Raw genomic sequence first — 14,086 nt, 5'->3', positions numbered from 1 at the left:
CTCATGATTTTATCTAGCATAAGTCATATTAGTTAATATTATACCGCAATTTCATAATAAAATGAACTTATGTCGTGTTTATTTTAAGCTATCAAATGCGACTGCTTCTTAAACGACCTCGCCACTCACAAAGCCACTGGCCCAAGCCCATTGGAAGTTATAACCACCAAGCCAGCCTGTTACATCGAGCACTTCGCCGATGAAATACAAGCCCTCTTGTAGATTGCTTTGCATGGTCTTTGAGGATACCTCATCGGTTTTTACGCCGCCGCGGGTGACCTCGGCCGTGCGATAGCCTTCAGTACCAGACGGCTTGAGCTGCCAGCCGTTGAGGGTAGCGCCAAGCTCACTCAGTCGCTCATCTTTGATATTGGCAAGCTCAGTATCTTTGATATCGTCCCAAAGCTGGGTCTGTAGTGCTGCCAATAGTTTTTTGGGTAGTGCGTTGTCTGTGTTTTCTGCCAATACAGTACGGATCAGTTGGCGTGGGTGTGACTTTTTGCGGGTGAGTAAAATATCGGTGACATCTACATCGGGCAGTAGGTTAATGCTGATCGTCTCACCACTGTGCCAATAGTTCGATAGCTGGAGCATGGCAGGGCCAGAGAGCCCGCGATGGGTAAACAGTACAGGCAGTTTAAAAGAGATACGCTCGTTACTGGCAATGACTGGTAGGCTGATGCCTGCTAAGCTACGAATCAGCTCGCCTGTTTTGTCCGTGAAGGTAAATGGTACGAGACTGGCATCGGTTGCTATCAAGGTATGCCCAAACTGCTGCGCTAGCTCGTAGCCAATGCCGCTTGCGCCCATCGTTGGAATAGACAAACCACCAGTGGCTACCACTAACGACTCACAACGATAGCGCGTCTGTGACGATTGACTCTCGCTTGCGACGTCTTTTTTGCCAAGCTTTTTGCTGGTTATTAGCTCAAACCGTTTTGCTTTATCATGGTCAGTCGTCTGTACATGATTGATTTGGGTATTGAGCTTGATTTGCACACCGACAGCCGTACATTCATCAAGGAGCATAGTGAGGATATCTTGGGCAGAATCATCACAAAATAGCTGCCCGTGTTCACGCTCATGGTAGGGAATCTGATGCGCCTCTACCATGCCGATAAACTCCCAGCTTGGATAGCGACTCAGTGCCGACTTACAAAAGTGAGGATTGGCACCGATAAAATGCTCAGGTTCGACGAAGTAATTGGTAAAGTTGCAGCGGCCACCACCTGACATCAAAATCTTTTTGCCTGCTTTATTGGCGTGATCTATGACCAAAACGCGACGACCACGGCGACCGGCGGTGAGCGCACAATATAATCCTGAAGCGCCAGCGCCGACGATGATGACGTCATAGTGAGTAGAGGGTTGTGCATTGCGGTGATTAGTCATTGTGGTCTCGTAAAACAATCATTTAAAAAAAGGTGATAACAAAACCAATTGTATGTGTTAATAATACAGATCGGCGGTGTTGTCTAAAGCAGTATCGGTAGGGTAGCTATTGTCCATATTTCATTTGAGGTTACAAGGATTAAATGTGATATCCGATGAGCTGTGACATGGCATCTGCATATCAAGAGCACTCTTGATTGCGATGTTGCAATAATCCTTACTAATAACTCTTCAATAACCGCTGCTATCAATCACCAAGTATACAGATGTACAGCGAAATTGTTATGATTGGCTGATGATGTCTTGCAACCGACACGCTTATTTGTCAAACTATCGCTGAGTGTCACGCATTATGGAAGATGACTCTTATTGCCTGCATGGTTAGTCGTTATATACGATTTTCTGTGTAAGTCATGATAATTAAAAAGGAACCATACTATGACCCAGAAATCATTTCCAATCTCAGCCGAGTTTATGGCTGCTGCCAATACCACCCCTGAAAAGTATCTCGAAGACTACAATCAATCTATCGAAGCAAATGATGCGTTTTGGGCGAAGCGTGCTGAGCTGATCGACTGGATAAAAAAACCGACCAAAGTCAGCAATGTCAATTATGACTTAGACGATTTCAGTATTAAATGGTTTGAAGATGGTGAGCTGAATATCTCCGTCAACTGTCTTGATCGTCACCTCGAAAAAGATCCATACAAGCCAGCTATTATTTGGGAAGGGGATCACCCTTCACTACACAAGATTATTTCTTTTAAAGAATTACATGAAGCAGTCTGTCGTCTGGGCAACTCGCTACGCAAGCTTGGCGTTGGCAAAGGCGATCGGGTCACGTTGTATATGCCAATGATACCAGAAGCCATGGTCTCGATGCTGGCATGTGCGCGTATTGGTGCGGTGCATTCAGTGGTATTTGGTGGGTTTTCTGCTGAGAGTCTGGGCAATCGTTTGATAGACAGTCGCTCAAAAGTCGTTATTACGGCTGATGAAGGTTTACGTGGCGGCAAACATACACCGCTCAAAGCCAATGTCGATCATGCTCTTGAGATGGATGGCACAGACAGTGTCGAAAAAGTCATCGTCGTCCACCGCACAGGCAACTCTATACCGATGAGCGGTCGCCGCGATGTCTGGTATCACAATCTCGTTGATGGGCAATCAGAAATCTGTGAGCCTGAAGTGATGAATGCCGAAGATCCATTATTCCTATTGTATACCTCTGGCTCAACGGGTAAACCCAAAGGCGTTGTGCATACCACAGGGGGTTATATCACTTATGCCTTGTCTACCTTCCGTGATGTCTTTGATGTCAAAGAAGATGACGTTTATTGGTGTACCGCAGATGTGGGCTGGATCACAGGTCATACCTACTCAACATATGCACCGCTCGCCAATGGCACCACGACAGTCATTTTTGAAGGGGTGCCAGAGTATCCAACATGGGCACGTATCGGACACATCATCGACAAGCACGACGTGACCATTTTATACACCGCCCCAACGGCGATTCGAGCAATGATGAAAGAGGGTGATGCCTTTGTACGTGAGTCAGATCGCTCAAGCCTGCGTTTGCTAGGTTCAGTCGGTGAGCCAATCAACCCAGAAGCGTGGGATTGGTACTATCATGTCGTTGGTGACAGCAAGTGTCCCATTGTCGATACGTGGTGGCAAACGGAGACAGGCGGTATTTTGATGGCACCGATTCCGGGAGCGGTCGATCTTAAGCCGGGTGCCGCGATGACGCCACTATATGGTATTAAACCTGAAGTCGTCAATGCTGAAGGCGCAATCATGGAAGGCGCTGCTGAAGGTAATTTGGTCATCAGTACTGGTTGGCCTGGGCAAATGCGTACGATCTACAATGACCATCCGCGCTTTTTGAAAACCTATTTTAGCGATTATCCCGGCTATTACTTCACAGGTGATGGTGCGCAGCGTGATGAAGACGGACATTATTGGATCACAGGCCGCGTGGATGACGTGCTAAACGTCTCAGGGCATCGCTTGGGTACGGCAGAGATTGAGAGTGCATTGGTTGCTCATCCGGCTACTGCCGAGGCCGCGATTGTTGGTATGCCGCATGAGATTCGCGGGACAGGTATCTGTGCCTTTATCATTCTAAAGTCTGGCGAAGAAAAAACAGACGATCTAAAAGCGGAGCTAAAACGTCATGTGCGTGCCGAGATTGGGCCGATTGCGACCTTAGATGCTATTTATATGGTGGATGCGCTACCAAAGACTCGCTCAGGAAAGATTATGCGTCGTATCTTGCGTAAGCTGGCAGAAGGTCAGTATGTCGGATTGGGCGACTTATCTACGCTGGCGGACAGCTCAGTGATCAATGATTTGGTAGAAGAAGTCAAAGCGAGCCGCGGAGAGTAGTTGCGTTAGCCCGTCTATCGGGCACGCGAACGGTGCTATTTCAACTTTGATATCCGTTCAGCAACGTCAAATAAAAGCCATGTTATTGTGAATAGCATGGCTTTTTTACGCAGACGATATTGATATTGCGGCGTTTTGACGATTCAATATCAATGGTCAATGAACATTGCTACCCACTAGTTGCCCGCCATATAAGAGATCGTTTTGCCATTTATAGATGGTAGCGACTCATAAATACTCGATAAGGTTTCCTGTCATTATGACTGATCATACTTTGCTCTCAACGGATAAATCTTTACCAAAAATCGCGATCATCGGTGGTGGTCTGACAGGACTGCTAACCGCGACACTACTAGAACGCGCCTCAAATCAGACACACGATCTATCCAATACACCGCAAATCACTATTTTTGAAAAGTCGCGTAGTGTTGGCCGGTTAGCGACGCGCTATCGTACCGACAGTGACACAGGTAAAAACTGGCAATGGGCATTTGGTGCACAGTTCTTTACGGCAAAGACTGATAGTTTTCAGCAGTTTATCGTCCCTTGGCTAGATACTGGGCTGCTACAGCCATGGTGTGCCAACGTGGTCGAGCTCACGCCCGCGAATGATAATGGTCAATCGCCTGATATCCAAAGTAAAGAGCAGTGGGATACCGTGCATGCGCGCTATATCAGCACACCAAAAATGAGCAGTTGGGGACGTGAGTTGGCCGCTGGGCTCAGGCACACAAACATAGTGTTTAAGACGCGTGTGGCTCCGCTGGATGAGCATACTATTCACTCAAATAATAAAAAAACTGAGCTATTTGACGAGACAGGGAATAGTCTTGGTTGGTTTGACTGGGTCATTTGTACTGCACCAAACGGTCAGGCAGTAGAGCTGATGGCAGACAGTGGGTTTAGTCAGCAAGTTAACATCACTCAGCCGCAGATGCAGGCCTGCTATACGTTGATGCTCGGTTGGGACAATACCCAAGAATTACCTGAAACATTGAACTCTCAAACAGCACCGCAGTGGGATGTTGCTTATTTAAATAGTGAGGTACTCGATAGAATATTTATTGAACATCATAAACCCGCTCGTGATGAGCTATTACCAAGCATCACCATTCATGCGCGTAATGACTGGTCACAAGTCCACGTCGATGATGATTTGGAGACAGTCAAAGCCGCGTTATTAATGGCAGCGCAGCAAGCCTTAAACTGGGACAAAGATAGTGCTCCAAGCCAAACAGATTGTCATCGCTGGCGCTATGCGGCTACTATAATAGATACAGATACTAAAGAGCTAGGTATCTTAGTCGATGAAACCAGACAGTGGATGGTCAGTGGTGACTGGTGCGCACGCGGCAATATCGAAAGCTGCTATCAGGTAGCTCGGCAGACAGTAGAGGCAGTCTATAGGGCACGATCTATATGAGTTGATTGCTGGCTGAATCTATCGGCTGCCAATCGCTAGAGAGGTTTTTACGTGTTTATAGCGATAGGCATCGAGATTTGAACCTGTTATAAATAGCGAGGCAAAAAAAAGCCCACAGAGGAGGTGCTGTGGGCTGAGGAAAACGGGCTGTGGAGATTGACGACAGACTCCGTGGTCATGACTTGTTGTCATTATTATCTTTCTATACCGTTATTTATTAGGGCAATAATAACCAATACAATGGGTACATATATTTGCTTACATATTTAAGTGTACAAGTGTTTTGTGACAGTTGATATCATAACTCAGTTGCTTGCTATTTGGTTATTTTGGTTACAGTATATTACTTTGTAAAAATACTCGGCTGCACGATCACAGCATAGACTCTGTCATTGGGAAGTAAGAAGAAAGACGCAGATAAGTAAACAGCCTGTGACCAACTATCGAGCCCTATACATAATAGGACGTTACATTAGGTAGCAGATTGTTTTTAAGAATTTTATAATGCTTTTAATAAAAGATACAAATGATTTCAATGGGTTATATCATTATGAAACGAATGACTCGATGTTGATAGTTTGAATCATTCAATCATTAAAGAGATGGCATGACGGCATGACGGAAAAATGCTAAGCTATCTGCCATTATTATGTCGATATTACACTGGGTTTGCCATGACTGAGAGCACGCATTTGCACACGCAGGAGCCGTCAAGTTCGCAAAATACTAAAAGTATTTTTAACTTGCCCAACAATCTTACGATTGCTCGTATCTTGATGATTCCGTTGTTTGTTGCGATTGCGTACTGGCCACCTGCTATGGGCATCGGTATGCCTGCAATCTCAGACAACGTCATTGCGCGAGTGGGGATGAGTGAGTTTAGCGATAGCCTATTGCGCCATTTATTATTAACCAGCGTCTTTATTATTGCAGCAATTACCGATTGGCTAGATGGTTACTTTGCTCGTAAGCTGAATGTCATGTCAGCGTTTGGACGCTTTTTGGACCCAGTTGCTGACAAGCTGATGGTGGCGGCGGCCTTGATCGTTTTGGTGCAATGGCATCCCAATATTATTATGGCAATCGCTGCGATCGTCATCATCTCACGTGAGATCGCTGTATCCGCATTGCGCGAGTGGATGGCAGAGCTTGGCAACCGAACCAGTGTCGCTGTGTCCTATGTGGGCAAATTAAAAACGACCTTTCAGATGATAGCGATTACAGTACTGTTATTAAACTGGGAGTCGCTTGAGACGGTCGGTTATGCGCTGATGGTCGCCGCGGTGATATTGACGCTTTGGTCAATGATGATTTATCTCAAAGCTGCGTGGCCTTATTTGAAGCAAAGCGGCTAATAGTAAGACAAACAATCGTAACCTGCATAAAAAACGCCAGTGGCTCATGCGACTGGCGTTTTTTATTTGTCTATTCTTACTGTTTTAAAGATTGAAGCATTACAGCTCTATCGAAAAATTCTCACCCAAGCTCTTTTCAATGGCATTATCTGTCACTGCCGCCGCCGCCATTTTGACAGCACTAGTGATGGCATTACCATTTGCCCAGTACTCAGCGCCATGTGGGGTGACTTTGATTAGCTGAACGCGTGGGTCCTCTTTGCCTTTTTCAAAATACGCATTGTACATAGGCGACCACAGCTCATCTAACTTGTCTTTATCATCTACCAGCTCCGCTTTACCAGTGATAGACAGATATTGTTTGTTGTCTTGGCTGACATAGGCCAAATTGACTTGTGGATCGTTTTTGATGTTATCGATGGTCTCACAAGGGCTGTGACCGATAAACCAAATTTCTTTGGCACCAATACTGGTCTCGGTGGTATTCATGGGGCATGAGTGAAGATGGTTCTCACTGGTGCGCGTGGTCATCATCGTATATTTGATGTCTTTTACCATGGCTTGGATGGTGTCCATTTGTTGTTGCTTGCTCATCGTAGTTATCCTTTACTATTTAAAATTTGGAGTAAAAATTATTATTCGGTAAGAGTGATCTAGAGTACTGATAAGGTGGTCAATGACGCCTATTAACAGTTATCAATATAGCGATATCACCTAATAGAACGATACAGCTGGTCTGTAATACCCTGTGAAAGTTTGTAATTATCTGCGTGATTTTATTCAGTAGATGATTTATCAATCAAAAAATACTGTCTAAAAATAACCTTACCAAAAATAAGGCAATAAAAAACGCCAATAAACCGAGGCATATTGACGTTTTGGGCGACTCAGTAACCGTAGGCTTATCTGAGCCAAATGAAGTTATATATGGCTTCTAAACTATAGCGATATTTCGAACTGCTCACCGATATCTTCGGCGGTTTTGCCATCTTGTAGGGCTGCTGCTGCCATTTTGAACATATTGATAGTAGAGCTGCCACCTAACCAGCACTCAACGCCATGTGGAACGACCTTGATTAACTGTACGTTTGGATCTTCTTTACCATGTTCAAAAAATGCATTGTAGACTGGTGACCATAGTTCTTCTAATTTGTTTTTATCCGTTGGTAACTCAGCATTGGCGCTGACAGAGACATAGTCTTTTTCATCTTTAGAAGCATAAGACAGACCAATTTTTTGATTGTTCTGAATGTCTTTGACCACATCTGAGGTTTTATCACCGATGAACCAAATTTCTTTACCACCGATACTCGCTTCGCTGGTTGTCATTGGCCACGCATGTACGTCACCTTTACTATTGACGGTGCTTAACATCGCAAATTTTACATCTTTAATAACGTTTTGAATTTTGTCGATTTGTTCTTGCTTATTCATAGAGGATTTCCTTTTCTTTATAGTGATTAGAAAGTTAATTGTTTGTAGTAATCATTTTTATTCAAGGTAGATGTAATTCATCTTTTAAAAACATCGCCTTAACAACTGGAACTAGAATACCGATTAGCGGTCCTACATTTATATAGGTGGCCAGTAATGCGATGTGAGTGTTTGTAAGGAGTATGAGGGTTAGGTAAAAATTGCGACGCCGAGTGTCGTCACTGTATGTGAATGCTATCTAAACATTCATGGGCTAAACACTCATGGGCGGATTATTGAATTGATTGATTGTGTTATTGAGCATGTAGTTAGCGGCGACACCGTATCAGTTATCAGCAATTTATCTTGGTTTAAACCTGCTTATTATAGGTCTTCTTGTTATAATACCCAGACCATTTACTTAGCATGGCAGAGATGCCTTGATCTTACGGATTATGCCTTTATGATGACCATCGCCGGACAACCGTTTCTTACCGATTTTCAGACGCAGCAACTCATCAGTCAGTTCCAGCAAAAAACCAAGCTAAATGTTAGTCAAATAAGTACTCAGCAAGTGTATGTACTCTCACGCGAATTGAGCGGTGATGAGCACAAAAAATCCTTAGACTTGTTTGGGATCAAAGAAGCGATTGCGCTTACCACGCCACAAGACAACCAACTGCAAGTGATCGTTGCGCCGCGCTTTGGCACCATCTCACCATGGGCAAGTAAAGCCACCGATATATTCAATAACTGTGAAATCGAGATCAACCGTGTTGAGCGTGTCGTGGTTTACACGCTAACACTTGAGAATGAAGCGGCTGACAACAAGCTACCCGCTGCCGCTGAGCAGTTATTGTTTGACCGTATGACTCAGAGCTTGGTTTATGACTTGAGCGATGTCAGCAAATTGTTTGACGATCAAGCGCCAGCCTCACTGAATCATATCGATGTCATCGGACAAGGTCAGTCAGCGCTAGAGTCGGCCAATACCGAGTTCGGTTTTGCGTTATCCAGCGAAGATATCGACTATCTGATGAATGCGTATGTCAATGAATTAGGTCGCAATCCAACGGACGTTGAGCTGATGATGTTTGCACAGGCGAACTCAGAGCATTGCCGTCATAAGATCTTTAATGCCCAGTGGACCGTTGATGGTGAGGTGCAGCCAAAATCACTATTCCAAATGATCAAAAACACCTATCAGTCGAATCCACAAGGTATCTTATCAGCCTATAAAGACAACGCCGCTGTGATGGCTGGATCTGATGGTATGCGTTTTTATCCTATCCCAACGGATGCGATGGATGCCAATTCAATCCATCCTTATGGATTCCATCAAGAAGACATCGATATCTTGATGAAGGTTGAGACGCACAATCACCCAACGGCAATTGCTCCGTATTCAGGTGCAGCAACGGGTTCTGGCGGTGAGATTCGTGATGAAGGTGCGACAGGTCGTGGCGGTAAGCCAAAAGCGGGTCTAGCAGGATTCCATGTGTCACACTTGCATATCCCAGAGCTGTCCGAGAAATGGGAGCAGTCAGGCCAACTGAGCACGCAAGCCTATGGTACGCCAGACCGTATGGCAACCAGCCTTGAGATTATGCTTGATGCCCCATTAGGTAGCGCCAACTTCTCAAACGAGTTTGGTCGTCCAAACCTATGCGGTTATTTCCGCAGCTTTCAGCTAGATACATCTACGGCAAAAGACGGTAGCGAGATGCGCGGCTATCATAAGCCCATCATGCTGGCAGGTGGTTACGGCAATATCAAACGCAATCTGATTGAAAAAAATGCGATTAAAAAAGGTGATTTGCTTATCGTCTTGGGTGGCCCTGCGATGCAAATCGGTCTGGGCGGCGGCGCGGCCTCATCGGTCGATAGTGGCGAGCTTGATGAAGGCTTGGACTTTGCCTCAGTCCAGCGCGATAACGCTGAGATGGAGCGTCGCTGTCAAGAAGTCATCGATCGCTGCTGGGCCTTAGCTGGCGCGGACAAAGACGGCAATGACAATTCGGACAACAACCCTATCGTCTCGATCCATGATGTGGGCGCGGGCGGTCTGTCAAACGCCATGCCTGAGCTGGTCAACGACCATGAAATGGGCGCGCATCTGAACTTGCGTAAGATCCCATCGTTAGAAGCGGGCATGTCGCCAATGGCCATCTGGTCTAATGAGGCGCAAGAGCGTTATGTGCTGGCGATTCGTCCAGAGAGCAAAGATCAGTTCGATGCCATCTGTGCCCGTGAGCGCTGTCCATATGCCATCTTGGGCGCGGCGACGGATATCCGTCAGCTCATCGTTGATGACGAGCTATTAGCTGAGCAACCAGTCGATATGCCGATGCAAGTACTACTCGGCGGTACACCAAAAATGCAGCGTAGCTTTGAGCGTACTGATAGCACGTTACCAGCATTAGAGCTTGGTGAAGTTAATCTAGCCGAGTCAATTACCGATGTATTGCGTCACCCAACCGTGGCGAGCAAATCATTCTTGATTAGCATTGGTGACCGTTCTATCACCGGTATGGTCGTGCGTGATCAGTATGTGGGACGCTATCAAGTGCCTGTATCAGATTGTGCGGTGACGGCGTCAGGCTTAGTGGCGCTAGATGGTCAGCCGATGACTGGTGAAGCCATGAGTGTCGGCGAGCGTACGCCTGTTGCCCTTATCAATCCAAAAGCCTCTGCGCGTCTAGCGGTCGGCGAAGCGATTACTAACATCGCGGGCGCGCGTATCGCTCAGTTGTCTGATATCACCATGTCAGCGAACTGGATGGCAGCATGCGGTGATGATGCAGAAGATGCGGCACTATTCGATGCAGTACATGCAATCGGTGAAGAGCTGTGCCCAGCACTCGGTATCGCCATCCCTGTTGGTAAAGACTCGCTATCTATGCGTGCTAACTGGACTGATGAAGAGGGCGCTGACAAATCAGTCGTCTCGCCAATGAGTTTGGTTGTGACTGCGTTTGCTCCTGTCGTTGACGTCGCAAAAACGCTAACCCCTGAGCTAATCAATGGTGACAGCGCGTTCTACCGTATTGACCTATCTAAAGGTAAATTGCGTCTAGGCGGTTCGATCCTTGCGCAAACGCTTAGCCAACTAGGTAACGACTGCCCAGATCTAGAGCAGCCAAGTGATTTGATCGACTTCTTTAACTTTGTGCAAGCGGGCAACGCGCAAGGCGTCATCAGCGCTTATCACGATATCGGTGATGGCGGTCTATTAGCGACCATCGCAGAGATGCAGTTCACCAGCCGCCAAGGTATCAAGCTGTCATTAGATGATGACAACTTACTCGGTCAACTGTTCAGTGAGGAGCTGGGCGCGGTCATCCAAGTCATGCCAGAGAACGTTGCCGCTTTAGTGGCGCTAGCGGACGAATACAATGTCAGCGATATGCTTAGCCTCGTCGGACAAAGCACTGAGGAAGATAGCCTCATTATCCAAACGCCGCTACATCAAGGCGATAAAACGCTTAGATTTAGCCGCAGCGAGCTGCAACAGCAGTGGAGTCAAGTCAGTTATCAAATCGCGCGCCGCCGTGATAATCCAGCATGCGTGCAACAAGAGTATGACTTGATTGCCGATACTAATCATAAAGGTCTTATCGCTGCGCCAAACTTCGATCTCAATCAAAAGATCGAGACGCCATATCTGAACAGTCGTGAAGACAAGCCAAGAGTCGCAATCCTCCGCGAGCAAGGTGTCAACGGTCAGACGGAAATGGCAGCAGGCTTTACCCAAGCTGGCTTTGAAGCGGTCGATGTACATATGAGCGATCTACTGAGTGGTCGCGTCAATCTACGTGATTTCGATGGTCTGGTCGCTTGCGGCGGCTTTAGTTATGGTGACGTCCTCGGCGCAGGCTCTGGCTGGGCGAACTCTATCTTGTTCCATGACGAGCTACGCATGCAGTTTGTGCGCTTCTTTGCCCGTCCTGATACCTTTAGCTTGGGTGTCTGTAACGGCTGTCAGATGATGGCGCAGCTTAAAGACCTCATTCCAGGTGCAGAAAACTTCCCACGCTTTATCGCAAATGAGTCGGCACGATTTGAAGCGCGTACGGTCAACGTCAAAGTTGAGCGCACCAAGTCCATCTTGTTCAAAGGCATGCAAGACAGCATCTTGCCAATCGCGGTGGCGCATGGTGAAGGCTATGCCACGCTGGACAATACCGAGATCGACGGTATGGCAAAACACGGTCAGCTTGCGATGCGTTATGTCGATAGCCAAGGTCATCCAACTGAGACGTATCCGCTCAATCCAAACGGTTCGCTCGGCGGTGTCACGGGTCTGTGTAGCACCGATGGTCGCGTCACGATTATGATGCCGCACCCTGAGCGTAATCTAAAAGCCTATAACCATAGCTGGAAACCAGAAGAATGGGATGAGGACGGCGCGTGGATGCGTATGTTCCGTAACGCGCGGGCTTGGTTGCGTTAGGATAGTTTAGAATATTGTTTGAGGTAATAAAAAAAGGTGGGCGTAATGCTCACCTTTTTTGTGTTTGGGGTTTCAACTACTTAGCATTGTTTTTAGGAAGTATAAAGTTCGATGTAGGTGTAATTGGTCTTTTATTAGATAACTTCTCACTACGATCTAAAATAGTAAGACATAAACTGAAAACTAGAATCTGAAACTTGTCTCTCGGTTTAGAAAAATGGTGCACCAATGAAGGATGATCTGTTTCGGCTTCCTTGACCAAGTTAAATTCAGAACAACGAGACTTAATGGAATGAGATTCAAATGTAAGTTCACCCTCGGTATGCGCGAACTCATTACGAATTTTTCGAATTAAGTTTAAATCACGATATTCTTTTTCACCGATGTGTCCTAGGGCATAGCAAATATCTATTCTAGAAGAAAATGTAGAAAAACTACTTGTTCCAGAAAATAACTTCTTTTCTATCTCTTTCGGTAAATTTATACACAGTCTTTTTATAAAATTGCCTAGTCTATTCTCTAAGTTTGACGAAAGTATAAGTGCACAACCTCTATCAGATTCTATATTTGCTGAAGCAATCATTTGTTCAAGTGCTAAGTATTCTTGACTTTTCATTACATAGTCCTGACTTTTCAAAAGTTAAGGAGTTATCTTTCAATTAATATTTCAAATGTATTTTCATCTAACTATTCATTCTCTGAACGCTGATTAGTTTTCTTCTGAGCCTCAGCCATCAACTCCTTTACCCGAGCACTCTCCCTAAGCACACAAGCCTCATATTCAGACAGCGATTCACTTTCTTGTTGTTGCTGATTTTCCTGCTCTTCTTTAGCCTTGGCTTCTAGATACGCTTCAAGTTTTTGTTGTTCATCTTGCTGTGAATGACTCATCACTGACTCCTTATACTATTTATTTGCTGACGATGCTATTCGATTAAACATAGTGGCAAGTCTGGCGTTATTTTCTTCGATATATTTATCGCCTAGCGCTAATATCTCATCCGGTGCTTGTACCGTTTCGGGATAGTCTTTCAGTCCACTTTGAATAGCCGTATTACCATTGGAGACCATCTTCGGTAAGCTCTCTTTGGTGACTTCAAAGTGACATTGCCAAGCGAGTACCCAAGTGCCACGCGCTTTATGTTTTGGCGTTTGATAGATAAAGCCTTGATTTGCCCAAGCCTGCGTCTCAGCAATAATGCTTGCGCCTTTGGGACAGTCAAAACCTTCGCCGCGCCAGTGAAACACCGTAAAGTCTTTGGGTAGATCTTGTAATAATGGATGCGCTTGACCTGCTTCGGTCAATTGCATCGGTAACCAGCCAATCTCTTTGATTCCAGACGGTTTCACCTCAGCGCCCAAACAATGCGCGATGATTTGCGCGCCTAAGCAAATGCCAATGACTGTTTTACCGGCATCAACGGCTTGTTTTATCAGCCGCTTTTCTTTAATGAGCCAAGAATATTTATCCTCATCATGAACGCTCATTGGCCCACCCATCACGATGAGCCAATCAAAGCTATCCAGCGTTGGCAGATTGTCGTTATCGTAGGAGCGACTAACGGTGATCGGATGGTTATGCGCGCGTGCCCACTGTTTGATAAAGCTTAGATCCGCATAATCGGTATGAAACAGCGCGTGAATACGTAAGCTCATAAC

Annotated in this window: 10 protein-coding genes; 4 read left to right on the top strand and 6 right to left on the bottom strand. The window is 45.9% G+C overall.

What is annotated here, in order from left to right:
• Positions 1-108 precede the first annotated feature (108 nt).
• A complete protein-coding gene (locus GYK50_RS11645) occupies positions 109-1,392 on the bottom strand; it encodes a BaiN/RdsA family NAD(P)/FAD-dependent oxidoreductase (RefSeq protein WP_093067317.1) in 1,284 nt (427 codons plus the stop codon).
• 438 nt (positions 1,393-1,830) lie between these two features.
• Between GYK50_RS11645 and acs the strand changes: the two genes are divergently transcribed.
• The 3 genes from acs to pgsA all read left to right on the top strand — a co-directional run bounded on the left by acs (position 1,831) and on the right by pgsA (position 6,561).
• Positions 1,831-3,783 carry an acetate--CoA ligase gene (acs, locus tag GYK50_RS11640; RefSeq protein WP_212563996.1) on the top strand — a complete coding sequence of 651 codons (1,953 nt, stop codon included), beginning with the start codon at positions 1,831-1,833 and terminating at the stop codon, positions 3,781-3,783.
• A 259-nt stretch (positions 3,784-4,042) separates the two neighbouring features.
• The gene (locus GYK50_RS11635) at positions 4,043-5,206 is read left to right on the top strand and encodes an NAD(P)/FAD-dependent oxidoreductase (RefSeq protein ID WP_212563995.1); all 1,164 of its coding nucleotides are present in this window, start codon (positions 4,043-4,045) and stop codon (positions 5,204-5,206) included.
• A 674-nt stretch (positions 5,207-5,880) separates the two neighbouring features.
• Complete coding sequence (gene pgsA / locus GYK50_RS11630) at positions 5,881-6,561, top strand: CDP-diacylglycerol--glycerol-3-phosphate 3-phosphatidyltransferase (RefSeq protein WP_071003712.1); 681 nt, start codon at positions 5,881-5,883, stop codon at positions 6,559-6,561.
• Positions 6,562-6,660: 99 nt separating this feature from the next.
• On the opposite strand, the gene GYK50_RS11625 is transcribed toward pgsA, so the two are convergent.
• Together GYK50_RS11625 and GYK50_RS11620 are read right to left on the bottom strand one after the other, a co-directional pair.
• A complete protein-coding gene (locus GYK50_RS11625) occupies positions 6,661-7,155 on the bottom strand; it encodes a pyridoxamine 5'-phosphate oxidase family protein (RefSeq protein WP_186475228.1) in 495 nt (164 codons plus the stop codon).
• A gap of 345 nt (positions 7,156-7,500) precedes the next feature.
• Positions 7,501-7,995, bottom strand: a complete 495-nt coding sequence (locus GYK50_RS11620) for a pyridoxamine 5'-phosphate oxidase family protein (protein WP_212563994.1) — start codon at positions 7,993-7,995, stop codon at positions 7,501-7,503.
• Positions 7,996-8,437: 442 nt separating this feature from the next.
• Here GYK50_RS11620 and purL point away from each other — a divergent pair, with 442 nt between their 5' ends.
• On the top strand, positions 8,438-12,427 hold the full coding sequence (gene purL / locus GYK50_RS11615; protein ID WP_212563993.1) for a phosphoribosylformylglycinamidine synthase: 3,990 nt from the start codon (positions 8,438-8,440) through the stop codon (positions 12,425-12,427).
• Between the two features lie 76 nt (positions 12,428-12,503).
• On the opposite strand, the gene GYK50_RS11610 is transcribed toward purL, so the two are convergent.
• The 3 genes from GYK50_RS11610 to GYK50_RS11600 form a co-directional block, all read right to left on the bottom strand.
• The gene (locus tag GYK50_RS11610) at positions 12,504-13,043 is read right to left on the bottom strand and encodes an MltR family transcriptional regulator (protein ID WP_212563992.1); all 540 of its coding nucleotides are present in this window, start codon (positions 13,041-13,043) and stop codon (positions 12,504-12,506) included.
• 71 nt (positions 13,044-13,114) lie between these two features.
• On the bottom strand, positions 13,115-13,318 hold the full coding sequence (locus GYK50_RS11605) for a hypothetical protein (RefSeq protein ID WP_212563991.1): 204 nt from the start codon (positions 13,316-13,318) through the stop codon (positions 13,115-13,117).
• 15 nt (positions 13,319-13,333) lie between these two features.
• Positions 13,334-14,083 carry a type 1 glutamine amidotransferase gene (locus GYK50_RS11600; protein WP_212563990.1) on the bottom strand — a complete coding sequence of 250 codons (750 nt, stop codon included), beginning with the start codon at positions 14,081-14,083 and terminating at the stop codon, positions 13,334-13,336.
• Between the last annotated feature and the right edge of the window lie 3 nt (positions 14,084-14,086).

The organism is Psychrobacter pacificensis, assembly GCF_018336615.1.
Lineage (GTDB): Bacteria > Pseudomonadota > Gammaproteobacteria > Pseudomonadales > Moraxellaceae > Psychrobacter > Psychrobacter pacificensis.
Note: the sequence above shows the minus strand (reverse complement) of the source record. Positions and strands in the feature narration are given on the sequence as shown.